Here is a 26,406-nt window from a genome sequence, read left to right as displayed (position 1 = left end):
GCGTCCGGCGTGCTCACCCGGAACATACCGACTGGTCGGACCGCGCGGGAAGAGGGGCGGCGGACGTATCGCACGGGCGCCCTCCGGCGTGCCGGGCCGGTGCGCGAGGATGGGCGCGGATCGATCCACGGACGCGGAAGGACCACGGCATGGCCCCCGACGAAGGCGACGGACCCGTACTGCTGCGCACCGAGGGCCGCGCCGCGTACCTCACCCTCAACCGCCCGCGCGCCATCAACGCCCTGACCCACGAGATGGTCCGCACGGCCGCCGCCGCGCTGGACCGCTGGGAGCACGACGAGGGCGTCGGCGTCGTCGTCCTGTCGGGTGCGGGCGAGCGGGGCCTGTGCGCGGGCGGCGACATCCGCGCCATCCACGACGACGCGAAGGCCGGCGGCCGGGAATCCGTGGAGTTCTGGCGCGACGAGTACCGGCTCAACGCGCGTGTCGCGCGCTACCCGAAGCCGTACGTCGCGCTGATGGACGGCATCGTGATGGGCGGCGGCGTGGGCGTGTCCGCGCACGGGGCGGTGCGGGTGGTCACCGAGCGCTCGCGGATCGCCATGCCGGAGACGGTCATCGGCTTCGTGCCCGATGTCGGCGGCACCCATCTGCTGGGCCGGGCGCCCGGTGAACTCGGCACCCACCTCGCGCTGACCGGCGAGGCGGTGGGCGCCGGGGACGCGCTGATGCTGGGCCTCGCCGACCACTTCGTGCCGTCCGACCGGCTGCCCGCGTTCGCCGCCGCCCTCGCCTCGGGCGAGGTCGGCGCCGCCGTGCGGCGGTTCGCGGAGCCCGCGCCCGGGGCGCCGCTGGCCGGCGCGCGGGAGTGGATCGACCGCTGCTACGCGGCCGGCACGGTCGAGGAGATCGTCGAGCGGCTGCGCGCCTGCGGCGAGCCCGAGGCGAAGGAGACGGCCCGGGCGCTGCTGGAGCGGTCGCCGACCGCGCTGAAGGTGACGCTGGAGGCGGTGCGCCGCGCCCGCGCGCTCGGCGCCCTGGAGCCGGTGCTGGAGCAGGAGTTCCGGGTCTCCTGCGCGGCCCTGTCGTCGCCGGATCTGGTCGAGGGCGTCCGCGCCCGGGTCATCGACAAGGACCGCGCCCCGCGCTGGTCCCCGGCGAGCCTCGCCGAGGTGTCGCGCGCCGAGGTGGAGCGCCACTTCGCGCCCCTGGACGGGCCCGGGGTGTGGGGCTGAGGCTTCCGGCGGAAGGGTCGCGGGGGGCGGGGCGCGGTGGCGGTCGCGGGGGTGAGGGTCACCCGGGGCCGGCGCCGGGACGCCGTCCGGGGCGGTCGCGGGGGGGGTGAGGGCCGCCAAGGGGGCCGGTGCCTGGGCGCCGTCAGGGGCGGTCGCGGGTGCGCAGCAGCAGGAGCGCCGTGTCGTCGCCGCGCTCCGAGGGCGTGTCCCCGAGCAGGGCGTCGGCGAGCTCCTCCAGCGGTTCGCCGGCGCGGGCGAGCCTGCCCGCCAGCTCCGCCAGCGCGTCGTCGATGTCCGTCCCCGGCCGCTCGATCAGCCCGTCGGTGTAGAACACCAGCACCGACCCGGGCGGCAGCGGGACCGACGTCGTCGGATAGACGGCCGACGGGTCGACGCCGAGCAGCGGCCCGCCCGCGAGGTCCAGGACGTGCACCCGGCCCTCGGGGTCGCGCAGCAGCGGCTGCGGGTGCCCGGCCCGCGCCAGCAGCACCCGCCGCCGGTCCAGGTCCAGGTGCACGTAGAGGCAGCTCGCGAGGAGGTCGGCGTCGAGGTCGATCAGCAGCCGGTTGGTGCTGGACATGACCCGGCCCGGTGACTGGCCGGCGGCCGTGTAGGCCCGCACCGCCGTGCGCACCTGGCCCATCATCCCGGCGGCGGCGACGTTGTGGCCCTGGACGTCGCCGATGACGGCGGCCGCGTCCGGGCGGATCCGGGAGACGGCACCGCGCCCGGCCGCCTCGGGAGGAGCCGCGCCCCCCTCGGTGCGCATCAGGTCGTAGAAGTCGCCGCCGATGTCCATGCCCTGGGTGCCCGGGAGGTAGCGGGCGGCGACGTCCAGGCCAGGGAGCAGCGGCAGGCTGTGCGGGAGCAGGGCGGACTGGAGGCCGTGCGCGAGGCGGTGCTTGGCGTCGTAGAGCCGGGCGCGCTCCAGGGCCTGCGCCATCAGCCCGCCGAGGCTGGTCAGCAGGGCGCGTTCGTCGGTGCCGAAGCGGTGCGGCTCGGCGTACCCGAGGACGCAGGTGCCCACCGGGCGGCCGGAGGCGATCAGGGGCAGATAGGCCCAGGCGGCCATGCCGTCGGGGGTGGCGGTGCGCACCGGGTAGATGTGCTCCAGCTCCGCGCGGGTGGCGAAGAACGACGGGACGCCGGTGGCCAGGGCCCGCGCACCGGGGGTGGGCGCCGTCAGCGGCATGCCGTCGAACCGGCCCACGATCATCGGATCGTCGTATCCGCGGTGGCCGAGCACCCGCAGCCGGCCGCCCTCGGCCGCCAGCACCACCAGGGCGCTGCTGCCGACGGCGGGCATGATCTCGTCGGCCACCAGCTCGACGACGTCCGAGACGCCGACGGCCTCGGTGAGCGCGCCCGCCAGGCTCAGCAGATGGGAGATGGCGACCAGGCGGGACGGTCCGTGCCGGGCGGCGTCGTCGGCGGGCCGCTCCGGGGCGGACCGGGGGGTGTCGCGGTCCTTCGCGGGCGGCCCGCCCGGCCGGCCGTCGCGGAGCGCCGTGCCCGGCGGCTCCCCCGCCGCGCCTCGGCTCGCGGGCGCGACCTGGACGGTGATGCCGCTGCGACTCGGGTGCAGCCGGAACTCCAGCCAGTGCCGCGGCGGCCTCAGCGCCACGAACGACGTGCCCTCCTGGCTCATCAGCGCGGCGCGGTAGCGGTCCTCGTGGACGGGGTCGTCGAGCCACGGGAGGGCCGACCACAGGCTCCGGCCCACCAGGCGGGCCGCCGGGACGCCGACGAGTTCGCCCATCGCGGTGTTGGCGAAGGTGATGCGGGCGTCGATGTCCAGGGAGCAGACGCCCTCCGGCAGCCGGGCGACCATCCGGGCCGCCTCGGCCGCGGCGCCCGCGGGAGGCGCCGTCCCGGTGAAGTCGGCCTCCCCGGTGATGCGCTGCCCGCGCTCGGCCGCCCGCTCCAGCCGGACCGCGAGCCGGTCGGCCGCGGCCACCAGCCGGGCGCGCTCCACCGCGGAGAGCTCAGCCGGGCGGGAGCCGGGCCAGGTCACGAAGACGGCCCCGTAGAGCGCACGCGGGGTGGCGACGGGGACGGCCGCGACGGCGAACGGGTACGGCAGGACGACGGAGACCCGGGGGTAGCGGCGCGCCATGGCCTCCTCCCCCGGCACCCACACCAGCCGCCGGGCCCGCGCGGCGTCGGAGACCGGGATGCGCGCCGACAGCGCGACCCGCTCCCAGGGGGCGGCGAAGGCCCGGGGCAGCCCGGCCATGACGGCCATCTCCAGGATGTCGTCCGCCTCCGACATCAGATAGACGGCGCCCGCGTGGGCGCGGACGTCGTCGAGGATCCCGGCCAGCGCGAAGGACAGCAGCGGCTGCGCTCCCCCGCCACCGGAGGCGGCCAGGTCCGGCACGTCCCCTCACCTCCTCGCCACATCCAGCTCCCAGGCTCCCGCGCCCCCGCCGTTCCCGCACGGCGGGTGGCGGCCCGGGGGCCGCGCGGCGGGGGTCGGCCCGGGCCCGGTGACCCCGCCCCGACGGGTCCGGTCACCGGGGGGCCGGGCGGGAGCCGCACGTCCGGAGCGGCCCCGGGGCACGACCGGCGGTGCGGCTCGCCGCCCTCGCCCCCGCCTCCGCCCCGTCCCAGGGCGCCTCGGATCCCGCGCCGTAGCCCGGCTCCGGAGGCCGGTGGCTGGTGGCCGGTGGACCCGTATCGCCCCCGGGTCCGGGCCGGCGGGGTGCTTCCGCTCGGGCCGCACCCGAGCGGACCCCGAGGCCCGGCCGGGGAGCCTCCGGCCGGGACACGGCCCGGCGGCGCCGGTCCTCGATGCCGACGGCACCCGATGACACCCGCGCGACCGGTGCCCGGCGCACCCCGCCGTGGTCCGGCCCGGCCCTCCGCGGCCGGACCGGGCCCGGCCTCCGGGGCCGGGCCCGCGCACGGTCCCGGGTGGCGCGCGCCCCCGGCGCGCTACGCCGCCGAGGCCGTGGTGCGGGTGATGGCGACGGCTGTCGTCGTGGTCACGCCGTTGACGGTGACGGCGAGGGTGATCGCGCCGCGGCGGAGGCCGGTGAGGAGGCCCGTCGCGGGGTCGAAGGAGGCGGCGTGGCGGGTGCGGGCGTCGCGGGGGCTGCCGATGTGGAGGGTGGGGGAACCCGACCAGTCGACGCTCACCGGCCAGGCCGCGGGGACGCCGCGGGTGCCCTGGAGTACGGTCGCGGTGGCCGGGGCCGTGGCGCCGGGGGCGAGGGTGAGCGGGGCGTCCAGGCGCAGCGAGTCCGTGTGGGCCCTGGTCTGGACGGAGACCCAGTCCGGCTGGGGGCCGAAGGGCGCGCGGCGGGCGGCGGCCTGCTCGGCGGGGTCGACCTCGTCGACGCCCACCATCGACCAGCCGGTGAAGCCGCCCTCGTCGGCGGGCGCGGCCGGGTTCTTCCCGGAGTTGCCGTTGACGAGGTAGGGGACGCCCTCGACATGGGAGGCGTGGAAGACGCCGACATGGCTGCCGATCAGGCCCGCGCCCTTCCCCGTCGAGCGGCGGAACTCCGCCAGCCAGTTCTCCACCAGCGCGGCCTCCTTGCGATCGCCGAGCTGGCTCGCCTTCTGGACGGTCGGGTCCCTCGGCGGCACGTGCTCGACGACCATCACCGAGCCGATCCCCGGGTCGGCGGCGGCCGCGTCGAGCTGGGCGCGCAGCTCCCTGATCTGGGCGATGCCGCCGCCGCGCAGGCTCAGCGACGAGGTGTCGAGGGTGACGAAGCGGGTGCCGCGGTGGTCGAAGACGCGCTGCGCGGGGCCGAACTCGGTGACGAAGTCGCCGATCCGGCCGCCCATGACCTCGTGGTTGCCGGGCACGTAGTACCAGGGCACGGCGTCGCCGAGCTCCTCCTCGAGGACGCGGCGGGCGAAGGCCAGGTCGGCGGGGGCGCCCTCGTCGACGAGGTCCCCGTTGACGACGAGGAAGTCCGGCGCCGCGGCCCTGATCTCGCGCAGGGTGCGGCGCGCCTGGCGCACCAGCGCGCTGTCCGGGTCGCGGGCGACGAACTGGGCGTCCGACATCACGGCGAAGCGCCAGTCCCGGGCGCCGGTGACGGCGGCGGGGTCGATCAGCGGGTCGGTGACCCTGGGCGGGGCGGGCAGGTCGATACCGGGCGGGACCTGGGCGGTCAGGCCGTCGATGACGATGCGTCCGGTGTACTGCCGGTTGGCCGCCGTCTCCGCGAGGTAGAAGCGGAACACCGACAGCGGGGTCGCCGCGCCCGCCGGGACGGGGAAGGTGACCTGCTGCCAGCCGGTCCAGGTGATGTACGGCCCGCGCAGCAGGTGGTCGGAGCCCGCGGCGTCCTTGAGGTGGAGGGTGGGCCAGGCGCCGTTGCCGTCGCCCTTGATCCACAGGGCGAAGGACTGCGGCTGCCCGGGGACGGCGACGGGCTGCGGCGGGGCGGCGTAGGCGGCGCGGGTGCCGGTGGACTGGGTGAAGTCGTAGGTCAGTTCGAGGCCGGTGCCCTCGTGCCCGTCGGGTGTCGCGGCCAGCGAGCCGCTCGCGCGGGCCTGGCTGAAGCGCCAGGCGGCGGCGTCTTCGAAGCCGGCCACGTCCTGCTCGGCGAGGCCGACGGTCACACCGACGACGGTGGTCTCGCCGCCGGCCCGCACGGTGACCGGCCCGGCACTGCGCCCGCCGGTGCGGGCGAGGACGGAGAAGGAGCCGCGCCCGTCGGGGCGGATGTCGAACAGGGCGCGGTCGTAGTCGAGGGTGACGTCCCCGGGCTCCACGGGCGCGCTGTTGCCCTGGGCGTCGTGGCCGAGGACGCCGAAGGTGCCGGTGGCGGAGGAGTCGCCGAGCGCGACACGGCGCACGGTCGGTTCGATCCGGTCGAGTTCGCCGAGCACGGACAGGCGGAGGGTGCCGCGGGCGGCGCCGCGCTCGGCGACGGCCTCGGTGGTGCCGGTGCGGCGGGCGTGGAAGACGCCGTCGCCGTCGACCCGCCCGACGGAGGCGGCCCGGGTGTGCCAGCGGGGCGTGCCGGCGGCGGGGCCGTAGGTCTCGTCGAAGCCGGCGGCGGTCAGCCGGCGGGTGAGGCCGGGGAACACCCGGTCGGGGTGCCCGCCGAGCACGGGGTCGCCGGTCGGCGCGGTGGCGGCGGGCGTCGCGGTCTCGACCCAGAAGCCGCGCAGCCGGCCGCTGCCGTCCGGGACGGTGAGGGCGAGACCGTTGGGCACGGTGCGTTCGCTGCCGTCGGAGGGGCTGTTCTCGACGAGGAGGGCGTCGCTGCCCGGTTCGCGGGCGACGAGCGTGGAGGAGCCCCCGCCGTCGAGGTTGAGCGCGTTGTGCGCGCCGGCCTTCTGCATCATCAGGCCGAGTTCGGTGAGGGTGACGCCGCCGCTGTCGGCCTGCCGGCCGTCGACGGTGATGACGTGCATCCGGCGGCCGTCCGCCGAGAAGCCGACGGCGGTGCGGGGCGCGGTGGCGTTGTTGCCCTCGCCCTCGTGGTCCTGGGCCACGCCGTCGACGACGAGGAGTTCGCGTCCGCCGACCGCCGTGCGGGGCACCGGGCCGCTGTCGGTGCGCGGCCGGTAGGCGAGGGAGACCGGGTCCCCGGGGGCCAGCGCGGCGAGCGCGGCGGCGCCCGCCTCCCGGCCGACGAGCACGGTGGTGCCGTCGGCGACGGCGCCGGTGCCGGGCCGGTCGTGGACGGCGACGACCCGGCCGTCGCGGACCTCGGCCTCGGCGACGGGCGAGGCGGCGTCGACGGTGAGGGCGCGGTCGGCCTCGCCCCAGGCCGAGGTGTAGGCGCCGATGCCGCCGGCGGGCACGTTCGCGGCGTTGTAGGCGCCGAGGGGGTGGGGGCCGGAGGGGAGCGTGAGGGTGCCCTCGAAGTACAGCTCCAGCACGCGCCCTGCGCCGCCCGGCCCGATGCCGACGGCCCGGTGGGTGCCGTAGCCCGGCGAGTGGGTGAGCTCGCCGTCGCGGATGCCGGCGCCGAGCGGTGCGCCGGTCTGGTTGATGTCGAAGAAGTCGGCGTTGATCGCCGCGACCGTGCGCCGCCCCTCGCCCGCGTCGTGGCGGGCCGCGAGGTCGCTGACGCTCTGCCGGTCGGCGACCTTCCCGGACGACAGGTAGTCGGTGGCGACGTCGCCGCCGAGGTCGACGGAGAGTTCGTCGACGCGCAGCCACTTGGCGGCTTCGAGGCGGTCGTAGGAGGTGAGCCGTACGCCGGGCGCGACGGGCCGTGCGCTGCGGGCGGTCTCGATGCCCGTCCCGTCGACGACCGCCGCGGAGCCGGTCCCCGGGCCGGTGGCGGGCGGCGGGGCGATCGGCCGCAGTATCTCCGCGCTCTCCCGGGGCGGCGGATCGGGTGTGGCGGCGGCGGCCGGCGCGGCGGCGCCCACCGCGAGGGCGGTCACGGTCGCGAGCAGCACGACGGTGTGTCTTGCTCTGCCAAGGCCCACAACTACTCCCGGAATACGGCTGGTCGAGCTCGTGGTAAGCGCTGTCGGCGGACAGCATCCCGGTGCGGGGGCGCACGCACCAGAGGGCGGGGGGAACACGGAGGGGAACGGGGGCTGTCGGGACCATGGACGTCCTGGCATCTTGCGCGGACCGGGCCGCGGGGGCCCGGTCACCACGCCGGTGAGGGGCCCCGGTTCCGTCTGCTGACGCAGTGAAAGGTGGCGCAAGAAATCTGCAACAATTCACGATGCGAGACGTTTTACCTGCGATATTGACGCACCGGGAATTCGCTGCCAGTCTCTTGAGCGTGAGTCAAGCCGAGATTCTCGTTTCGCGTCTGCACGTCGATCTGCGACGCCTCGCCAGCGCGCTGTGTGCCGCCGGCCGCTGAGCCGCCCCTGAGCGGCTGAGCCGCCGGGACACGCCCGCCGGGCGACGGCCACGCACTCCCTCCGTCGCCCCCGGCTCCGCGTTTGCGGCCCGGCTCGTACGGGCGGCCCGCTCCCGGGTCACCGCGGCCGCCGCCCCCGGCGCTCCCTCCTCCGCGCACACCGCCCCGGTTCGGCGCTCCCGGCCGTATCGGGCCTGGCCACACGACTGTTCACGGCTCGCGGCCGGAAGCCCGAGGCGGCGCCACGGTCCCCCCGTCCACGGGGCGGGCGGTGCACGCGGGCCGAGGGCGGGTCCGTCCCGCCGGCCGGACGGCGGGACGTCCCGCGGCCGGTGTCCGCCGGCCCGGCGGGCTTCCCTCGACCGCCGCCCGCCCGTGTCCCTCGCGGCGCACCCCGCGCCGGGCCGCCGTCCGCACCGTCCGTGTCCGCGCGGCGGGCGCGGCGTCCCGCGCCGGGACCGCCGGGCGCGCATTCCCCCTTTTCCGTCCGCCGATTTCCGACGCCTTTTCCGCCCCTGCCCTCCGCGCAGCGAATAAAGGAATTCCACGTGCACACCACATCACGACGCACATTTCTCGCGTTCACCGGACTGTCCGCGCTCGCGGCCGCCGGCTGCGGCACGGCGAGCGGCAGCGGGGTGCGGAACACCGGGAAGCTGCGCTACCAGGGCTGGGCCGGGCAGGTCACCCCGGCCGAACTCGCCGCCGAGCTCGGCTACCTGGAGGACGTGAAGCTCGACTGGGTCGGCAACACCATCAGCGGGCCGCAGGACATCCAGTCCGCGGCCTCGGGCCAGATCGACTTCGGCGGCGCGTTCAACGGCGCCATCGTCAAACTCGCCTCCCGCGACGCGCCCGTCAGAGCCGTCATCAGCTACTACGGCTCCGACGAGGCCGCGTACAGCGGCTACTACGTCACCGAGGACAGCCCCGTGCGCACCCCGCGCGATCTGATCGGCCGCAAGGTCGGGATGAACACCCTCGGCGCCCACAGCGAGGCGATGCTCGACATCTACCTCCGCGAGCACGGGCTGAGCCGCGCCGAGGCGCAGAAGGTGGAACGCATCGTCGTGCCGCCGGTGAACACCGAACAGACGCTGCGCCGGGGGCAGATCGACGTGGCCGTGCTCGGCGGCATCCTGCGCGACAAGGCGCTGGAGACCGGCGGCGTCCGCAAGCTGTTCAGCGACTTCGACCTGCGCGGCGCCTTCAGCGCCGGGACGTATGTGCTCACCGAGCGGTTCATCCGGCAGAACCCGGAGACGGTGCGCACCTTCGTCACCGGGGTGGGGCGGGCGCTGGACTGGTCGCGGGCCACACCGCGCGACGAGGTGGTGGCGCGGATGACCGAGGTCGTGCGCCGGCGGAAGCGCAACGAGAGCACGGACGCGCTCCGCTACTGGCGGTCCTACGGGGTGTCGGCTCCCGGCGGCCGGATCGACGAACGGGAGCTGTCCGTGTGGTCGGACTGGCTCACCGAGCGGGGCGACATCGAGCGGGGCTCGGTGGACCTGAAGAAGCTCTGGACCAACGAGTTCAACGGCGGCGCCGGCGCCGCGAGGAAGGGCTGACCATGACCGCGAAGATCAGTTTCCGGGGCGTCGGCAAGACGTTCCCGGGCCGGGGCCGGGGGCCGGGCACGGTGGCGCTCGACGGCATCGACCTCGACATCCCCGCCGGGGAGTTCACCGTCGTGGTGGGCCCCAGCGGATGCGGCAAGTCGACCCTGCTCGACCTGCTGGGCGGGCTCTCGCGGCCGACGACGGGCGAGATCCTGCTCGACGGCAGGCCGGTGCGCGGCCCGGGTCTCGACCGGGGCATCGTCTTCCAGCAGTACGCGCTGCTGCCGTGGCGCACCGCGCAGGGCAATGTGGAGTTCGGCCTGGAGGCCACCGGCGTGCCGCGCCGGGAACGGGCCGGCCGGGCACGGGACCACCTGGCCCTGGTGGGGCTCACCGGCTTCGAGGACCGGCATCCGCACGAGCTGTCCGGCGGTATGCGCCAGCGCGTCGCCATCGCCCGCAGCCTCGCCTACGACCCCGACGTCCTGCTGATGGACGAGCCGTTCGCCGCGCTCGACGCCCAGACCAGGGAGTCGCTCCAGGACGAGCTGCTGCGGATCTGGCGGCGCACCGGCAAGACCGTCGTGTTCATCACTCACGGCATCGACGAGGCGGTGCGCCTCGGGCAGCGCGTCGCGGTGCTCACCTCGCGGCCCGGCCGCATCAAGGAGGTGGTGCCGATCGACCTCGGCGAGGCGTCGCCGGACGAGGACCCGCGCTCACGGCCCGAGTTCGCGCATCACCGCCACCGGATCTGGAGCCTGTTGCGCGACGAGGTCACCCGCGCCCAGCAGCAGGAGAGGGAGAGGCCGGCGGCATGACCAGCACCGTCACCGAGAAGACCCCCGGCCGCGAGCAGGCACCGCCCGCCGCGCCCGCGCCACCCGCTCCCCCGTCCCCGGCGGCCGGTTCCGGGGCGCCGTCCCTGCCGCGCCGGGCCGGCCGGGCCCTGGCCACGGCCGCCACCCGCAGCGTGGCCGTGCTGGCCCTGCTGGGGCTCTGGGAGACCGCGCCCCGGCTCGGCCTGGTGGACGCCACCTTCCTGCCGCCGTTCTCCGACGTCGCCTCGGCCTGGTGGGGGCTGGCGCGGGACGGCTCGCTGGCCGAGCACACCTGGGCGAGCCTCGGCCGCTCGCTGGCCGGCTTCGGCCTCGCGGTGGCCGTGGCCGTGCCGCTGGGCCTGCTGATCGGCTGGTACCGCCGGGTCGCCGACCTGCTCGGCCCGCTGCTGGAGGTGTTCCGCAACACGGCCGCCCTCGCCCTGCTGCCCGTCTTCGTGCTGCTGCTGGGGATCGGCGAGACGTCGAAGGTGTCGATCGTGCTCTACGCGTGCACCTGGCCGGTGCTGCTGAACACGATCAGCGCCGTGCGCAGCGTGGATCCGACCCTGCTGCGGCTGGCCCGGTCGATGGACCTGCCGGCGCACCGGATCTTCCAGAAGGTGATCCTGCCGGCGTCCGTGCCGTCGGTGTTCACCGGCATCCGGCTGGCGGGCGCGGTGGCGATCCTGGTGCTCGTCGCCGCCGAGATGGTCGGCGCCAAGGCCGGACTCGGCTACCTGGTCAACGCCTCGCAGTTCAACTTCGCCATCCCCGAGATGTACGCGGGGATCATCACGATCTCCGCGATCGGGGTCACGTTCAACCAGCTCCTGGTCGCCCTGGAACGGCGTTTCACGTCGTGGCGCACCCCTACCGGAATCTGAGGACCCGCCATGCCCGCGCATCCGCCGCGACAGTTCCATCTCAACGCCTTCCTGATGAACGCCGGCCATCACGACGCAGCCTGGCGCCATCCGCGCACCCAGCCGGAACGGGTCACCGACCTGACGTACTTCCAGGAGCTGGCCCGGACGGCCGAACGGGGGCGGCTGGACTCGCTGTTCCTCGCCGACGGGCTCACCCTGTGGAGCAACGCCCGCCACAACGCGGTCGGCGGCTTCGAGCCCCTGACACTGCTGTCGGCCCTCGCGGTGGCGACCGAGCACATCGGTCTGATCGCCACCGTGTCCACCACCTTCAACGAGCCCTACCATGTGGCCCGCAAGTTCGCCTCGCTCGACCACCTCAGCGGCGGCCGGGCCGGCTGGAACATCGTGACCTCGGGCAATGTCGCCGAGGCCCGCAACTTCGGGCTCGACGAGCACCCGGACCACGCGCTGCGCTACGAGCGGGCGGCCGAGTTCGTCGACGTGGCGCGGCTGCTGTGGGACAGCTGGACCGACGGCGCGCCCGTCGTCGACCGGGCCCGCGGCGTGTACACGGAGGAGGGCGCGGTCGCGCCCGTCGGCCACCGGGGCGCCCACTTCCGGGTGGACGGGCCGCTGAACGTGCAGCGCCCGCCGCAGGGGCACCCGCTGCTGGTGCAGGCAGGGTCGTCGGAGGACGGCAGGGAGTTCGCGGCCCGCTACGCGGAGGCCGTGTTCACCGCCCAGCAGACGCTGGCCGACGGGCAGACCTTCTACAAGGACCTCAAGTCCCGGCTCGCCCGCCACGGCCGGCGGCCCGACGAGGTGAGGATCCTCCCCGGGATCTGCCCCGTGATCGGTGCGACGGAGGCGGAGGCCCGTGCCCTGGAGGCCGAGCTCACCGCCCTCCAGGTGCCGGAGTACGGGCTCCAGCAGTTGTCGGGGATGCTCGGCACCGACCTCACCGGCCTGCCGCTGGACGGCCCGCTGCCCGAACTGCCGGGCGAGAGCGCCATCAACGGCAACAAGTCGCGGTTCACGCTCGTCGCCGACCTCGCGCGGCGGGAGCGGCTCACGATCCGGGAGCTGATCGCCCGTCTCGGCGGCGGCCGGGGGCACCGGGTCTTCGCCGGGACGCCGGAGCAGATCGCGGACCAGCTGGAGGAGTGGTTCACCTCCGGCGCCGCGGACGGCTTCAACATCATGCCGCCGCATCTGCCGGGCGGTCTGGAGGACTTCGTCGACCACGTCGTGCCCCTGCTCCAGCGCCGGGGGCTGTTCCGCACCGAGTACGTGGGGCGCACCCTGCGCGACCACTACGGCCTGGAGCGGCCCGCCGGCCGTTCCGCGCCGGCCGCCTGACCCGGCCGGCCCACCGTCCCGGGCGTCCCCGGGACGCCCGGTCCCCCACTCGCCACGAGAGCCCCCACCCGTACAGGCCACGCGCCACGAGAGCCCGGACCCGTACGGGCCCACCCGTACAGAGAGGCAGCACCCCATGACCACCACCGGTTTCGACATACGCCGCGTCGGCGGCCGCATCGGCGCGGAGATCCTCGGCGTCGACATCTCGCAGGAACTCGACCCCGGCATCGTCTCCGAGATCAACGCGGCGCTCGTCGAGCACAAGGCGCTGTTCTTCCGGGGGCAGCGGCTCGACGACGCGGCCCAGCTCCGCTTCGCGTCGCTGTTCGGCCCGCTGACGGGCGCCCATCCGACGGTCCCCTCGGTCGAGGGGCAGCCGCAGATCCTGCCGGTCGACGGCGACGAGGGCGTCCGCTCCAACCACTGGCACACGGACGTCACCTTCGTGCGCACCCCGCCGAAGGCGACGACGCTGCGCAGCCTGGTCGTCCCCCCGTACGGCGGCAACACGCTGATCGCCAACTCGGCGGCGGCCTACCAGGACCTGCCGGAGCCGCTGCGCGCGTTCGCCGACCGGCTGCGGGCGGTGCACACCAACGCCTACGACTACGCGGAACCGCGCAGCGAGAAGGCGGCCGAGCACCGGCGGCGCTTCGTGTCCACCCGCTACCGCACCGAGCACCCGGTGGTGCGGGTGCATCCGGAGTCGGGGGAACGGGGCCTGTTCATCGGCGGGTTCGCCCAGTCGCTGGTCGGCCTGTCGGCGTCGGAGTCGCGGGACATCCTGCGCATCCTCCAGTCGTACGTGACCCGCCCGGAGAACGTGGTGCGCTGGACGTGGGCGCCGGGCGACCTGGTGCTGTTCGACAACCGCATCACCCAGCACTACGCGCCCGACGACTACGGCGACCTGCCGCGCCTGCTGCACCGGGTGACGGTCGCCGGTGACGTCCCGGTCGGCACGGACGGGCGGACCAGCACGGTGATCGAGGGCGACGAGGCGCCGCACTACACGCCCGCCGCCGCCTGATCCGCGGACGACGAAGCGGCCGGACCCCGAAGGGTCCGGCCGCTTCTGCCTGCCGGGGCGGCGGGGCCGCCCGGCCGGGTGACGCGTGGGTCAGCTCTGGGCGCCGCGGCGCTTGCGCGAGGCCCACACGATGCCACCGCCGGCGACGATGACGACGGCGGCCGCGCCCGCGATCAGCGGGGTGGAGCTGGAGGAGCCGGTCTCGGCCAGGTCCGGGCCCTCGCTGCTCGGCGCCGGCGACGGCGTGGCGGCGGGCGAGCTCGGGGTGTCACTGGGGGTGTCGCTCGGCGTGGGCGTCGGCGTCGGGGACGCCGTGCTCGGGGTGGGGCTCGGGGCGGAAGGAGTCGGCGTGGGGGGCTCCTCCTCCTCGCACACGGGGGCGGTCTTGGTCTCGTCGCGCGAGTACTGGTCGCCGTCCTGCGCCTTGACGACGAGGCGGACCGCGACCTCCTTGTCGTGCTCGGGGAGCGCGAGCTTCTTGGCGAAGTCGTTCTCGAACGTCTCGGTCGGCAGCAGGTCCTTGCCGTCGACGGTGACGGTCACGGTGTTCTGGGTGTTGCGGCCGTAGTTGGTGAGCTTGATGTCCACCGCGTCGCACGTCACCGACCACGTCGGGGTGTGGGCGACGGCCGGGCCGGCGGCTATGCCGAGGCCGATCACGCCGGCCGCGGCGGCGACCACCATGGCCGCCGAACGCCGCAGCGTTCTCTTGTTGTTGGTCACTTGGGTTCCTCCACGAAGACACGCCACCACTGCTGGCGGTCCGCGAACCCTACCGTCGGTGCCCGAACGGCGTGCGGCCACCCCGGAATTCCCGCCGGGCGGGGGGCGTATTCACGTCATGCGCGGCCCGGTCCCGTCAGGAGCGGTCCCGGTCCCCCATGTCCCGGTCCCGCATGTCCCGGTCCCGCATGTCCCGGTCCCGCATACGGAGCCAGACGGGCAGGGCGAACCACCACAGGACGAACCAGGCGACCATCAGGGCCACCAGCCAGACGGCGTCGGTGTCCGTCACCACGAGCCGCAGGATGAGGAGCAGGGCGCTCGCCATGGTGCACACCAGCAGGGCGAGACCGAGCAGGGTCAGCCGGGACGCCCAGTCCACCGTCTGCGGTTTGAGCCTCCTGCCGGCGACCATCCGGTGCAGGGCCACGGGCCCCACGAGCGCGCCGGTGGCGGCGGCGCCGAGCATCACCGTGACGGTGTAGATCGCCTGGTCGGTGCCGGACAGATCGGTGAAGCGCGGCTGGAAGGCCACGGTCAGCAGGAAGCCGAAGAGGATCTGGACGCCGGTCTGCGCGACCCGGAGCTCCTGGAGCAGATCGCGCCATTTCCGGTCCGCCCGCTCCTCCTCGGTCTCGTCCCGGCCGTGCGACACGCTCGTGCTCCCGCCGCGGCCGTCCGGCACCCCGGCGCGCCCGTCCCGGCCGTGCGACACGCCGGGGTTCCCGCCGCGGCCGTGCGACGCGCCCGCGTTCCCGTCCCGGCCGTCCGGCGCGCCCCGTGGGTGGTCGTGGTCGTCGTCCCTCATGACCGCTCCCTCTCAGCCGTCCCGCCGCGACGCACCGCCCGCGTCCCCGCGGGCGGTGCGCGGCGGCGTCATGGACTCACCATCGCCTCCGCGACGAGCAGCCGCACGGCGGCGGCGACGGACTCGGCGTCGATGCCCGCGGCGTGGAGCTGCTCGGCGCCGGTCGCGGACCCGGGGACGCCGCGCACGCCGAGGCGCACCAGCCGGGGCACGGGGCGGCCGTCGGCGAAGGCCTCGGCGACGGCGTCGCCGAGACCGCCCTCCAGGCGGTGGTCCTCGACGGTGATCAGGCAGCCCGTCTCGTCGGCGGCCTGCTGGAGCATGGCGGTGTCCACGGGCTTGACGGAGTAGGCGTCGACGACCCGGACGGAGATGCCCTCGCGCTCCAGGATCCGCGCCGCCTCCAGGGACTCGTGGACGGTGATCCCGGCGGCGACGACGCACGCCCGGTCCCGGGTCGAGGAGCGCAGCACCTTGGCGCCGCCGACGGGGAACTCCTCGCCGGGCCCGTAGATCACGGGCGTGCCGGAGCGGGTGGTGCGCAGGTAGACGATGCCCGGCACGTCGGCCGACGCCGCGACGAGCCGGGCGGTCGCCTGCGCGTCGCACGGGTAGAGCACCGTGCTGCCGGGCACCGAGCGGAACATCGCGAGGTCCTCCAGGCCCATCTGCGAGGGGCCGTCCTCCCCGATGGAGACGCCCGCGTGGGAGCCGGCCAGCCTGAGGGAGACCCGGCTGACGGCGGCCATCCGCACGAAGTCGTGGGCCCGGGTGAGGAACGCGGCGAAGGTGCACGCGTAAGGGTTCCAGCCGCGGGCGGCCATGCCGACGGCCGCGGCGACGAGCTGCTGCTCGGCGATGTAGCACTGGAAGTACCGCTCGGGGTGCTCCTTCTCGAAGCGGTCGGCGCGGGTGGAGTCGCCGACCTCCGCGTCGAGCACGACGACGTCGTCCCGTGCGGTGCCGAGCGCCGCCAGCGCCTCGCCGTAGGCGTCACGGGTGGCGACCTCGTCGCCCTCGGCGTACACGGGCAGCTCCAGGCCGCCGCCCGCCCGGCCGGTGCGGCGGGGCGCCTCGTGCGGCGGTGCGGCCTCGACCGTTGCGTCGCGGACGCCGCCGAGCTCCCGGATCGCCTCCTCCGCGTCGGGCAGCGGCTTGCCGTGCTTGCCCTCCTTGTCCTCCACCGCGGCGACGCCGTGGCCCTTGTCGGTGCCGGCGATCACGGCGGTGGGCCGGCCGGTGGTGGCGGCGGCGTCGGTGAGGGCGGCGTCGATCGCCGCCGTGTCGTGGCCGTCGATGCGCAGCGTGTGCCAGCCGAAGGCCTCCAGCCGCCGGGCGTAGGCCTCCAGGTCCCGGCCGTGCCGGGTGGGCCCGCGCTGGCCGAGGCGGTTGACGTCGATGATCAGCGTCAGATTGTCGAGCCGCTCGTGGGCCGCGTGCTCGACCGCCTCCCAGACGGACCCCTCGGCCATCTCGCTGTCGCCGGAGAGCACCCAGACCCGGTACGGGACCTTGTCCAGGTGCTTGCCGGCCAGGGCCATGCCCACACCGACCGGCAGCCCCTGGCCCAGGGAGCCGGTGGCGACGTCCACCCACGGCAGCCGGGGCGTGGGATGGCCCTCCAGCCGGCTGTCGCGGGAGCGGAAGGTGAGCAGTTCGGCGGTGTCGATCGCGCCCGCGGCCCGGTAGAGGGCGTAGAGGAGCGGTGACGCATGGCCCTTGGACAGCACGAACCGGTCGTTGCCGGGGTGCTCGGGCCGGTCGAAGTCGTAGTGCAGATGGCGGGCGAGCAGGACGGCCGCGATGTCGGCCGCGGACATGGACGAGGTGGGGTGCCCCGACCCGGCGGCGTCGGCGGCGCGGATCGCGTCGACCCGCAACTGCTGCCCGAGTTCTGCCAGTTGTTCGTCTTGAGCCGTGGAGACTCGCATGTCAGCTCCTTGGGGACGGGGAGCAGGACGGGGCGCGCCCGGCGGTGTGCGAGTGCCCGGCCGCCCGGCCGTCAAACGCCGGGGGGCGGCCGGCGAGGCGGTCACGCGCTGTGGCGGGGCCTCGCTCCGTGCGTCCCGTCGGGCCCGCCGCTCACTCGTAGGGGCGGCGCGTGGCCCGCTCGTCGATGACGGGTGTGGCCGGCGGGACGACGACACGGCGGCGCTTGGCGATGCTGGTGAACGTGGCGACCCCTATCAGCCCCACTGCCATCAGGATCAACCCCACCACGTCGAGGTTGGCACCCTCGACTTCCCAGTCGGTGCCGAAGGTCAGGATCGCCCCCGCGGCGATCAGGATGATGCATCCGCCGATACCCACGCGGACCACCTCTCTCGGTTCGGTTCTGTGCGCTGTCCGTGCTGTGTGCTGCTGTTTCGCTGTTGCGGGTACCCGGCCGCGGTGCGGTCATGTCCCGGGTAGTGCACACAGTGCGAGCGATCAAGTGCGGACCGGAGAGTGCAAGGTCACAGAAGATAGGGGCTACGTGGCGGCCCCGGCGCTGTCTAGCATCGTGGCCATGACGGTCCTCCCCGATGACGGGTTCACACTGGCCGCCGAATTCCCTGGTGCGACCCGCGAAGAGTGGCAGCGCCTCGTCGAGGGTGTGCTGCGCAAGGCAGGCAAGGACGCCCAGGGTTCGGCGGCGGAGGAAGCGCTGTCCACGGCTCTGGAGGACGGGATCACCACCCGTCCTCTCTACACGGCCGACGGCGCGGACTCCGCAGACGGCGCCGGGCTGCCCGGCTTCGCTCCGTTCACCCGCGGCGGCCGCCCGGAGGGCGGCGCCGTGTCCGGCTGGGACGTGCGCCAGCGCCACGACCGGCCCGATCCGGTACGGACGAACGAGGCGGTCCTCGGCGACCTGGAGAACGGCGTCACCTCCCTCTGGCTGACCGTCGGCGACGGCGGCGTGCCCGCCGGCGGCCTCGGTACGGCCCTCGAAGGGGTGCTGCTGGACCTCGCGCCGGTGGTGCTGGACGCGGGCGCCGGGTTCGAGGCGGCCGCCGAGGCCCTGTTCGCCCTCCACGCGGAGCGGGGCGTCGCCCCTGCGGCGGCGCTCGGCAACCTGGGCGCCGACCCGTACGGGCACGCGGCGCGCACCGGCGACCACGGCTTCGTCGCCCCGGGGACGGCCGCGGCCGCCGCGCTCGCGGCGCGCTGCGCCCGTGAGTACCCGGGCCTGCGGGCCGTCGTCGTGGACGCGCTGCCCTACCACGAGGCGGGCGGCAGCGCGGCCCAGGAGCTGGGCTGCTCGCTGGCGACCGGGGTGGCCTGGCTGCGTGAGCTCACCGCGGCCGGGCTGGACGCCGACGTGGCGGCCGGTCAGCTCGAATTCCGCTACGCGGCCAGCGCCGACCAGTTCCTGACGATCGCGAAGCTGCGCGCCGCGCGCCGGCTGTGGTCCCGGGTCGCCGAGGTCAGCGGGGTCACCGGCGGTGCCGCCGCACAGGTGCAGCACGCCGTGACCTCGTCCGTGATGATGACCCGCCGCGACCCGTGGGTGAACATGCTGCGCACCACGGTCGCCTCGATGGCGGCCGGAGTGGGCGGCGCCGACTCGGTCACCGTGCTGCCGTTCGACCACGCGCTCGGGCTGCCCGACGCGTTCGCCCGGCGCATCGCCCGCAACACGTCGACCATCCTCATGGAGGAGTCCCACCTCGGCCGGGTCGTCGACCCGGCGGGCGGCTCCTGGTACGTGGAGCGGCTGACCGAGGAGCTGGCGCAGGCGGCCTGGGCCTGGTTCCAGGAGATCGAGGGCGCGGGCGGCCAGGCCGCGGCGCTGCGCGACGGGCTGGTGGCGGACCGGATCGGCGCCACCTGGCAGGCCCGGAGCCGGAAGCTGGCGACCCGCCGCGAACCGGTCACCGGCGTCAGCGAGTTCCCGCTGCTGGCCGAGGCACCCGTGGTGCGCGACACGGCGCCCGCACGCCCCGGCGGCGGTCTGCCCGTGGTGCGCAGGGACGAGGCGTTCGAGGCGCTGCGCAGTCGTTCCGACGCCCATCTCGCGGCCACCGGAGCCCGGCCGAAGGTGTTCGTCGCCGCGCTCGGCCCGGCCGCGGCGCACACCGCGCGGGCCGGTTTCGCGGCCAACCTCTTCCAGGCCGGCGGCATCGAGCCGGTGCACGACCCGGTGACGGTGGACGCCGCGTCGGCCGCCGCCGCCTTCGCGGCGAGCGGGGCGCGGGTGGCCTGCGTCTGCTCCAGCGACGCGCTCTACGCCGAGCAGGCCGCCCCCGTGGCCGAGGCGCTGAAGGCGGCGGGCGCGGAGCGGGTGTTCCTCGCCGGACGGCCCGGGGACCTGCGTGAGACCTACGAGAAGGCCGGGGTCGACGAGTTCGTCGTCGCGGGCGGTGACGCGGTCGCCGTCCTGGGCTCCGTCCTCGACCGGATCGGAGTGGCGTGATGGGCATCCCTGACTTCACGGGGATCGAGCTGGGCACGGCTTCCGGCCCGGCGACCGAGGACGAGTGGCGCGCGGCCGTCGAGGCGTCCACCGGCAAGGACGCGGAGGCGCTGATCTGGGAGACCCCCGAGGGCATCCCGGTCAAGCCGCTGTACACCGGGCGGGACGCGGAAGGGCTCGACTTCCTCGGCACCTTCCCCGGCATGGCGCCGTTCCTGCGCGGCCCGTACCCGACGATGTACGTCAACCAGCCCTGGACGATCCGTCAGTACGCCGGGTTCTCCACGGCCGAGGAGTCGAACGCCTTCTACCGGCGCAACCTCGCGGCCGGGCAGAAGGGCCTGTCGGTCGCCTTCGACCTGCCGACCCACCGCGGCTACGACAGCGACCACCCCCGGGTGACCGGCGACGTCGGCATGGCGGGTGTGGCGATCGACTCGATCTACGACATGCGGCAGCTGTTCGACGGCATCCCGCTGGACCGCATGAGCGTGTCGATGACGATGAACGGCGCGGTGCTGCCCGTGCTGGCGCTGTACATCGTCGCCGCCGAGGAGCAGGGCGTACCGCCCGAGAAGCTGGCCGGGACCATCCAGAACGACATCCTCAAGGAGTTCATGGTCCGCAACACCTACATCTATCCGCCCGGCCCCTCGATGCGGATCATCTCGGACATCTTCGCGTTCACCTCGCAGAAGATGCCGCGGTACAACTCCATCTCGATCTCCGGCTACCACATCCAGGAGGCCGGCGCGACGGCCGACCTGGAGCTCGCGTACACGCTGGCCGACGGCATGGAGTACCTGCGGGCCGGTATCGGGGCGGGCCTGGACGTGGACGCCTTCGCGCCGCGGCTGTCGTTCTTCTGGGCGATCGGCATGAACTTCTTCATGGAGGTCGCCAAGCTCCGCGCCGCGCGGCTGCTGTGGGCGAAGCTGGTGCGGACCTTCGACCCGAAGAACCCCAAGTCGCTGTCGCTGCGCACCCATTCGCAGACATCCGGCTGGTCGCTGACGGCGCAGGACGTCTTCAACAACGTCACCCGCACCTGCATCGAGGCGATGGCGGCGACCCAGGGACACACCCAGTCGCTGCACACCAACGCGCTCGACGAGGCACTCGCCCTGCCGACGGACTTCTCGGCGCGCATCGCCCGCAACACCCAGCTCCTGCTCCAGCAGGAGTCGGGCACCAACCGGGTCATCGACCCGTGGGGCGGCAGCGCCTACGTGGAGCGCCTGACGCACGACCTCGCCCGCCGCGCCTGGCAGCACATCGAGGAGGTCGAGGCCGCCGGCGGCATGGCGAAGGCCATCGACGCGGGCATCCCGAAGCTGCGCGTCGAGGAGGCCGCCGCCCGTACCCAGGCGCGCATCGACTCCGGCCGGCAGCCGGTGATCGGCGTCAACAAGTACCGGGTGGAGTCCGACGAGCAGATCGACGTGCTCAAGGTCGAGAACTCGCAGGTGCGCGCCCAGCAGGTGGAGAAGCTGCGCCGGCTGCGGGCCGAGCGCGACGAGGCGGCCTGCCAGGACGCGCTGCGCGCGCTGACCGCGGCCGCCGGGTCCGAGCCGTCGAAGGGCGGCTCGCTGGAGGGCAATCTGCTCGCGCTGGCCGTGGACGCGGCGCGGGCGAAGGCGACCGTCGGGGAGATCTCCGACGCCCTGGAGAAGGTGTACGGCCGGCACGCGGGCCAGATCCGTACGATCTCCGGTGTGTACCGGAACGAGGCAGGCATGTCACCGTCGGTGGACCGTACCCGTGCGCTGGTCGACGCCTTCGAGGAGGCCGAGGGCCGCAGGCCCCGCATCCTGGTGGCCAAGATGGGCCAGGACGGCCACGACCGCGGCCAGAAGGTGATCGCGACCGCCTTCGCCGACCTGGGCTTCGACGTGGACGTCGGCCCGCTGTTCCAGACGCCGGGCGAGGTGGCCCGGCAGGCGGTCGAGGCGGACGTGCACATCGTCGGTGTGTCGTCGCTGGCCGCCGGGCACCTGACGCTCGTGCCCGCGCTCCGCGAGGAGCTGGCGGCCGAGGGCCGCGAGGACATCATGATCGTCGTCGGCGGCGTGATCCCCCCGCAGGACGTGCAGGCGCTGCACGACGCGGGCGCGGCGGCGGTCTTCCCGCCGGGCACCGTGATCCCGGACGCCGCCCGGGACCTGGTGCGCACCCTCGCCGGCTCGCTCGGCCACGAGCTGTAGGCCATGCCTCCGACGATCGACATCGACACCTATGTCAAAGGCGTGCGGGACGGCTCGCGTGCGTACATCGCGCGCGCCGTCACGCTCGTCGAGTCCACCCGCCCCGACCACAGGGTGCTCGCGCAGCAACTGCTCACCGAGCTGCTGCCGTACACCGGCGAGGCGCGGCGGGTGGGCATCAGCGGTGTGCCCGGCGTGGGCAAGTCCACGTTCATCGACGCCCTGGGGACGATGCTGACCGGTCTCGGGCACCGGGTCGCCGTGCTCGCGGTGGACCCGTCGTCCACCCGGACCGGCGGCTCCATCCTCGGCGACAAGACGCGGATGGAGCGGCTCTCGGTCGACCCGGCCGCGTTCGTGCGCCCCTCCCCCAGCGCGGGCACCCTCGGCGGCGTCGCCAAGGCGACCCGCGAGACGATGATCGTGATGGAGGCCGCGGGCTACGACGTCGTGCTGGTCGAGACGGTGGGCGTGGGCCAGTCGGAGACCGCCGTCGCCGACATGGTCGACTCCTTCCTGCTGCTGAGCCTCGCCCGCACCGGCGACCAGCTCCAGGGCATCAAGAAGGGGGTGCTGGAGCTGGCCGACGTGATCACCGTCAACAAGGCCGACGGCCCCCATGAGCGCGACGCCCGCGCCGCCGCCCGTGAACTGGCGGGCGCGCTGCGGCTGATGCACCCGGCGGACGCCGCGTGGACCCCGCCGGTGCTGTCGTGCAGTGCCCGGGAGAACACCGGTCTCGACACGGTGTGGGAGCGGCTGGAGCAGCACCGCGCGCTGCTGGACTCGACCGGCAGGCTCGACGCCAAGCGGCGTGACCAGCAGATCGGCTGGACGTGGTCGATGGTCCGCGAGACCCTCATGGACCGCCTGCACCGGCACCCGGCCGTCCGCGCCGAGGCGCCCGCCGTCGAGCGGGCGGTCCGCGACGGGGAGCTGACGGCGACCCTCGCGGCGCAGCGGATCCTGGAGGCCTTCGGGCGCACCCCGTAGGCAGCGCGGGGGCCCGCCCCCGGGTGTGTCGGCGGCCGCGCGGCGGGTACCCGTGCGTGGTCGCCGGCCGCGGAACCGGATCGGCCGGCGGCGGACGACCCGAGGAGCGCAACATGCCGATCGCATTTCTGACCGCGCACGAAGGTGTGGAGCAGATCGAACTCACCGACCCGTGGCAGGCGGTGAAGGACGCCGGCGGCGAGCCCCGGCTGATCTCCACCCGGCCGGGCACGGTGCAGGCCTTCGAGCACCTCGACGCGGCCGGCACCTTCCCCGTCGACCAGGTGGTGTCCGAGGCGTCGGCCGGCGACTACGACGCGCTGGTGCTGCCCGGCGGTGTGGCGAACCCGGACGCCCTGCGGATGGACGAGGACGCGGTCGCCTTCGTGAAGGCGTTCGCCGACGCGGGCAAGCCGATCGCGGCGATCTGCCACGCGCCCTGGACGCTGGTGGAGGCGGACCTGGTACGCGGCCGGACCCTCACCTCGTGGCCCAGTCTGCGCACCGACATCCGCAATGCCGGGGGCACCTGGGTGGACGAGCGGGTGAAGGTCTGCACGGCCGCCCCGAGCACCCTGATCACCAGCCGCAAGCCGGACGACCTGAAGGCGTTCTGCGAGACGTTCACCGCGGAGTTCGCCAAGGCCGCGGGGGTGGGCGCCGCCCGCTGAACCCCGGAACGGCCGACGGGCCGGCCGCCCCCGCACCGGGGCGGCCGGCCCGCTGCCGTGTGCCCGGGCCGGTGCGGGTCAGCTCTCGCGGGCGCGGGCGCCCTCGCGGGTGCGGCCCGAGGCGGGGGGCCGGTCCCGGTGGCGCCGGAGGTACTCGCCCTCCAGGTCCGCCATGCGCGCGTTGTGGGCCGCGAGGGCGGCCGCCGAGCCGTACAGCAGTGTGTCGTGGCGGCTGCGGTGGATGGTCTCCAGTTCGCGCAGCAGGTCCTGTTCGCTGAGCCGCGCCGGATCGACGCCCTGGCGCCCGGTCTCCTTCACGTCAACCGTCCCCTTTCCGTCTTCCCGCCGGTGCCGCCGTCGTCAACGGACACACCGGTGTCATCCCCCCAGACTGGCCCGCCCCGGCCGGTCCCGCACACCCCGGGGCGCCCGCCGCCCCGGGCGCACCGTCCCGGGCCGGTGCGCCCGGGGGCCCGTTCACCCGGACGGCCCTGCGCGGGGAGGCCGGGGCCCGCCCGCCGCACACCGCCACGGGGCCGGGGCCGGACACCCCTCCGGCCCCTCCGAAGCCGCGCGCGGGCCCGGCCCGGCGGGAGCCGCGCGCGTAACATCCCACGGGGGCGCGCTTCGGACGGCCGTCACGGCCGCCGCAGAGGGGAGTGGTCGTGAGCGCTGCTGCACCCGGTCCCCCGGGACCGGAGGGCGACCGGGGCGACTCCGGCACACCGCCGTCCGGCCCGCCGCCGGGCGAACTCCCCCGGCAGCACCTGACGGACGTGGCGACCGGCGTCCTCGCCGCCCAGCTCGGGCTGCCGCCCGTCGAGGCGGCCGAGCACCTGAACCGCCTCGCCGCGGCCGCCGGGAGCTCCCCCGAGGACCTCGCGGCCGACATCGTGAACTCCGTCGCCGGGTACATCGCCGTGTCGGCCCCGCCGAGGACCCCCGCCCACCGGGAGGAGGCCCGGACGCTGCGGCAGGTGGCCGCCGCCGTGGAGACCGAGGACTCGGCCGCGCGCGGCGCGCGCACCCTGCTGGACGGCGGGCTGCGCCCGCTCGGCGCCCAGGCCCTGTGGCTGTGGCGGCTGACGTCCACGGGCTGCCTGGAACTCGCGGGGCACGCCGGCGTCTCCGCCCTGGAGGCCGACCAGTGGCGCTGGATCCCGCCCGCCACGCCGCCGTCCGTCCGGGCGGCGCTGTCCGGCGGCGAGCCCGTGTGGCTGCCGTCCGGCACCCGGGACGGCGACACACTGCCCGGCCCCTCGCCGAGGGCGGCACGGGCCGTGATCCCGCTGCGGCTGCGGGGCCAGAACACCGGCCTCGCCCTGGTGGTCTGGCCCCGGGAGACGGATTTCGACGCACGGGTGCGCGCGGCGCTGCCCCGGCTGGTGGAGGTGGCGGGGCGGCTGCTGGCCGCCGACGCCGACCCGGCCGCCCCCGTGCCCGCCCTGGACGACCTGCTGGACTCCCTCGTCCATCCGGGCATGACCCTGCGCCGCGACGACGCCACGGGGGCGCTCACCGTCGAGCACCTCAACCGGCCGGCCGCCGAGGCGCTCAGCGGGGCGGACCGGGCGGCCGGCGAGTCCGTCGAGGCCGCCCTGCCGCTGCTGCACCGGGACCTGACGGCGATGGCACGGCGGGCCTGGCACGTGTCGGTGCCGCAGCGCGCCGCCCGGCTGCCCGCCGAGCACGCCCGGGACGTCCCGGACCCGATGCTGGACGTACGGGTGCTGCCCGCGGGACCGGAGCGGGCGGTGGTGCTCTGGCACACGGACAGCGACCCGCGGACGGCGCTGCGCCGTGCGGTGGCCCGGCTCCAGGGGATGGCGCTGTTCCAGGACGACCTGATGTCGGCCACGACGGCGTGGACGGAGGAGACGTACGCGATCTTCGGCATGGCGAAGGACGCGGCCCCGGTGCCGCTCGCGGAACTGGGCCCGCTGGTGCACGCCGACGACGCCGGCGCCTTCGGCGAACTGCTGGGCGACGTGATCGACCGGCGCAAGGGCGCCTCGGCCGTGGTCCGGCTGATCCGCCGGGACGGCGGCCCGCGCCATGTGCGCATCGCGGCAGAGCCGCTGATCAGCGGGCCCGCGCTGACCGGGATCACCGGCGTCTACCAGGACGTCTCGGCCGAGTACCACGCGGAGGTCGCGCTCAACGCGACGTTCGACCAGCTCACGGCGGTCCGGGCGCAGGCCGTGCTGCGCCACCGGCTGGTGCTGCGGCTCCAGCAGGCGATCGTGCCGCAGATGCCGTCGGCGGGGAGCCTGCACGGGCTGTCCGCGGCGGCCCGCTACCGGCCCGCGGCGGCCGAGTACCGGGTGGGCGGCGACTGGTTCGACGTGCTCCCGCTGCCCGGCGGCCGGGTCCTGGTGGCGGTCGGGGACGTCGCCGGCCACGGCATGGACGCGGCGACCGGCATGGTCGCCCTGCGCAACGCGCTGCGCGGACTGGCCTTCACCGGGCACGACCCCGCGCGGCTGATGGGATGGCTCAACGAGGTGACGCTGCACGTCCCCGGGGAGCCCACGGCCACCGCCCTGTGCGCGCTCTACGATCCCGCCGGGCAGGTGCTGCGCTGGGCGAACGCGGGCCATCTGCCGCCGCTGCTGCTGCGCGACGGCCGGGCCCGCCTGGTCGAGGCCCCGTACGACGTCCTGCTCGGTGCGGCCCGGGGCGCCGCCTACCGCGAACGCACCCTGCGGCTCGAACCGGGCGACACCCTGCTCCTGTACACCGACGGGCTCGTCGAGCGCCGTACGGAGGGCCTCGACAAGGGTCTGGAGGCCCTCTGCCGCACGGTGGAGACCCTGCGCACGACGGGCGTCGACGCCCTGGTGGAGGGTCTCCTGGCGCGCGCGACCGGGGACACGGACGACGACACGAGCGTCGTCGCCATCCGCGTCGGCTGACCCCGGGCCCGCGGCACCGGCCGGCCGGCGCACGTGAGTGCCGGTCA

At 75.2% G+C, this 26,406-nt stretch carries 19 protein-coding genes; 12 read left to right on the top strand and 7 right to left on the bottom strand.

What is annotated here, in order from left to right:
• Window positions 1–149 precede the first annotated feature (149 nt).
• Window positions 150–1,196: an enoyl-CoA hydratase/isomerase family protein gene (locus tag JE024_RS31970; protein ID WP_205377379.1), complete on the top strand. Its 1,047-nt coding sequence runs from the start codon at window positions 150–152 to the stop codon at window positions 1,194–1,196.
• Window positions 1,197–1,338: 142 nt separating this feature from the next.
• On the opposite strand, the gene JE024_RS31965 is transcribed toward JE024_RS31970, so the two are convergent.
• Together JE024_RS31965 and JE024_RS31960 are read right to left on the bottom strand one after the other, a co-directional pair.
• Complete coding sequence (locus JE024_RS31965) at window positions 1,339–3,576, bottom strand: SpoIIE family protein phosphatase (protein WP_244883293.1); 2,238 nt, start codon at window positions 3,574–3,576, stop codon at window positions 1,339–1,341.
• A 557-nt stretch (window positions 3,577–4,133) separates the two neighbouring features.
• Window positions 4,134–7,577 (bottom strand): phosphodiester glycosidase family protein, encoded by a 3,444-nt coding sequence (locus tag JE024_RS31960; RefSeq protein WP_372449907.1) that lies wholly within the window; start codon window positions 7,575–7,577, stop codon window positions 4,134–4,136.
• A gap of 281 nt (window positions 7,578–7,858) precedes the next feature.
• On the opposite strand from JE024_RS31960, the gene JE024_RS42405 reads away from it, so the two are divergent.
• The 6 genes from JE024_RS42405 to JE024_RS31935 all read left to right on the top strand — a co-directional run bounded on the left by JE024_RS42405 (window position 7,859) and on the right by JE024_RS31935 (window position 13,646).
• A complete protein-coding gene (locus tag JE024_RS42405) occupies window positions 7,859–8,002 on the top strand; it encodes a putative leader peptide (protein ID WP_372449906.1) in 144 nt (47 codons plus the stop codon).
• Between the two features lie 548 nt (window positions 8,003–8,550).
• Entirely contained in the window at window positions 8,551–9,573 is a 1,023-nt protein-coding gene (locus JE024_RS31955) for an ABC transporter substrate-binding protein (protein WP_244883291.1), read from the top strand.
• A 2-nt stretch (window positions 9,574–9,575) separates the two neighbouring features.
• The gene (locus JE024_RS31950; RefSeq protein ID WP_205377377.1) at window positions 9,576–10,385 is read left to right on the top strand and encodes an ABC transporter ATP-binding protein; all 810 of its coding nucleotides are present in this window, start codon (window positions 9,576–9,578) and stop codon (window positions 10,383–10,385) included.
• The gene (locus JE024_RS31945) at window positions 10,382–11,269 is read left to right on the top strand and encodes an ABC transporter permease (RefSeq protein WP_205377376.1); all 888 of its coding nucleotides are present in this window, start codon (window positions 10,382–10,384) and stop codon (window positions 11,267–11,269) included. Before JE024_RS31950 ends, JE024_RS31945 begins: the two co-directional genes overlap by 4 nt.
• 9 nt (window positions 11,270–11,278) lie before the next feature.
• On the top strand, window positions 11,279–12,613 hold the full coding sequence (locus tag JE024_RS31940) for an LLM class flavin-dependent oxidoreductase (protein ID WP_205377375.1): 1,335 nt from the start codon (window positions 11,279–11,281) through the stop codon (window positions 12,611–12,613).
• A 136-nt stretch (window positions 12,614–12,749) separates the two neighbouring features.
• A complete protein-coding gene (locus JE024_RS31935) occupies window positions 12,750–13,646 on the top strand; it encodes a TauD/TfdA dioxygenase family protein (protein WP_205377374.1) in 897 nt (298 codons plus the stop codon).
• A gap of 90 nt (window positions 13,647–13,736) precedes the next feature.
• Here the strand turns inward: JE024_RS31935 and JE024_RS31930 are convergent, their stop codons facing one another.
• From JE024_RS31930 to JE024_RS31915, 4 genes are all read right to left on the bottom strand, one after another.
• On the bottom strand, window positions 13,737–14,369 hold the full coding sequence (locus JE024_RS31930) for an LAETG motif-containing sortase-dependent surface protein (RefSeq protein ID WP_205377373.1): 633 nt from the start codon (window positions 14,367–14,369) through the stop codon (window positions 13,737–13,739).
• A 136-nt stretch (window positions 14,370–14,505) separates the two neighbouring features.
• Window positions 14,506–15,054, bottom strand: a complete 549-nt coding sequence (locus JE024_RS31925) for a DUF6328 family protein (RefSeq protein ID WP_205378456.1) — start codon at window positions 15,052–15,054, stop codon at window positions 14,506–14,508.
• A 191-nt stretch (window positions 15,055–15,245) separates the two neighbouring features.
• Window positions 15,246–17,108, bottom strand: coding sequence for a transketolase (locus JE024_RS31920; RefSeq protein ID WP_205377372.1), 1,863 nt, complete (start codon window positions 17,106–17,108; stop codon window positions 15,246–15,248).
• A 151-nt stretch (window positions 17,109–17,259) separates the two neighbouring features.
• Window positions 17,260–17,487 (bottom strand): hypothetical protein, encoded by a 228-nt coding sequence (locus tag JE024_RS31915; RefSeq protein WP_205377371.1) that lies wholly within the window; start codon window positions 17,485–17,487, stop codon window positions 17,260–17,262.
• Between the two features lie 199 nt (window positions 17,488–17,686).
• Here JE024_RS31915 and JE024_RS31910 point away from each other — a divergent pair, with 199 nt between their 5' ends.
• The 4 genes from JE024_RS31910 to JE024_RS31895 all read left to right on the top strand — a co-directional run bounded on the left by JE024_RS31910 (window position 17,687) and on the right by JE024_RS31895 (window position 23,444).
• On the top strand, window positions 17,687–19,576 hold the full coding sequence (locus JE024_RS31910; RefSeq protein WP_205377370.1) for a methylmalonyl-CoA mutase family protein: 1,890 nt from the start codon (window positions 17,687–17,689) through the stop codon (window positions 19,574–19,576).
• Window positions 19,576–21,780: a methylmalonyl-CoA mutase gene (gene scpA, locus JE024_RS31905; protein ID WP_205377369.1), complete on the top strand. Its 2,205-nt coding sequence runs from the start codon at window positions 19,576–19,578 to the stop codon at window positions 21,778–21,780. Before JE024_RS31910 ends, scpA begins: the two co-directional genes overlap by 1 nt.
• Before the next feature lie 3 nt (window positions 21,781–21,783).
• Complete coding sequence (gene meaB, locus JE024_RS31900) at window positions 21,784–22,773, top strand: methylmalonyl Co-A mutase-associated GTPase MeaB (RefSeq protein WP_205377368.1); 990 nt, start codon at window positions 21,784–21,786, stop codon at window positions 22,771–22,773.
• 113 nt (window positions 22,774–22,886) lie between these two features.
• Window positions 22,887–23,444: a type 1 glutamine amidotransferase domain-containing protein gene (locus JE024_RS31895; protein WP_205377367.1), complete on the top strand. Its 558-nt coding sequence runs from the start codon at window positions 22,887–22,889 to the stop codon at window positions 23,442–23,444.
• 78 nt (window positions 23,445–23,522) lie between these two features.
• On the opposite strand, the gene JE024_RS31890 is transcribed toward JE024_RS31895, so the two are convergent.
• Entirely contained in the window at window positions 23,523–23,762 is a 240-nt protein-coding gene (locus tag JE024_RS31890) for a DUF6158 family protein (RefSeq protein WP_205377366.1), read from the bottom strand.
• Window positions 23,763–24,109: 347 nt separating this feature from the next.
• Between JE024_RS31890 and JE024_RS31885 the strand changes: the two genes are divergently transcribed.
• Window positions 24,110–26,359 carry a PP2C family protein-serine/threonine phosphatase gene (locus JE024_RS31885; protein WP_205377365.1) on the top strand — a complete coding sequence of 750 codons (2,250 nt, stop codon included), beginning with the start codon at window positions 24,110–24,112 and terminating at the stop codon, window positions 26,357–26,359.
• The last annotated feature ends 47 nt before the right edge of the window (window positions 26,360–26,406 follow it).

Source organism: Streptomyces zhihengii (assembly GCF_016919245.1).
In the GTDB taxonomy this organism is placed as follows: Bacteria; Actinomycetota; Actinomycetes; order Streptomycetales; family Streptomycetaceae; genus Streptomyces; species Streptomyces zhihengii.
Note: the sequence above shows the minus strand (reverse complement) of the source record. Positions and strands in the feature narration are given on the sequence as shown.

Excerpts from the sequence above, each read along its gene's own strand:
- JE024_RS31895 (WP_205377367.1), top strand. The coding sequence starts at position 22,887 with ATGCCGATCGCATTTCTGACCGCGCACGAAGGTGTGGAGCAGATCGAA.
- JE024_RS31945 (WP_205377376.1), top strand. The coding sequence starts at position 10,382 with ATGACCAGCACCGTCACCGAGAAGACCCCCGGCCGCGAGCAGGCACCG.
- meaB (WP_205377368.1), top strand. The coding sequence starts at position 21,784 with ATGCCTCCGACGATCGACATCGACACCTATGTCAAAGGCGTGCGGGAC.
- JE024_RS31950 (WP_205377377.1), top strand. The coding sequence starts at position 9,576 with ATGACCGCGAAGATCAGTTTCCGGGGCGTCGGCAAGACGTTCCCGGGC.
- JE024_RS42405 (WP_372449906.1), top strand. The coding sequence starts at position 7,859 with ATGCGAGACGTTTTACCTGCGATATTGACGCACCGGGAATTCGCTGCC.
- JE024_RS31935 (WP_205377374.1), top strand. The coding sequence starts at position 12,750 with ATGACCACCACCGGTTTCGACATACGCCGCGTCGGCGGCCGCATCGGC.
- JE024_RS31970 (WP_205377379.1), top strand. The coding sequence starts at position 150 with ATGGCCCCCGACGAAGGCGACGGACCCGTACTGCTGCGCACCGAGGGC.
- JE024_RS31920 (WP_205377372.1), bottom strand. The coding sequence starts at position 17,108 with ATGCGAGTCTCCACGGCTCAAGACGAACAACTGGCAGAACTCGGGCAG.
- JE024_RS31910 (WP_205377370.1), top strand. The coding sequence starts at position 17,687 with ATGACGGTCCTCCCCGATGACGGGTTCACACTGGCCGCCGAATTCCCT.
- scpA (WP_205377369.1), top strand. The coding sequence starts at position 19,576 with ATGGGCATCCCTGACTTCACGGGGATCGAGCTGGGCACGGCTTCCGGC.
- JE024_RS31940 (WP_205377375.1), top strand. The coding sequence starts at position 11,279 with ATGCCCGCGCATCCGCCGCGACAGTTCCATCTCAACGCCTTCCTGATG.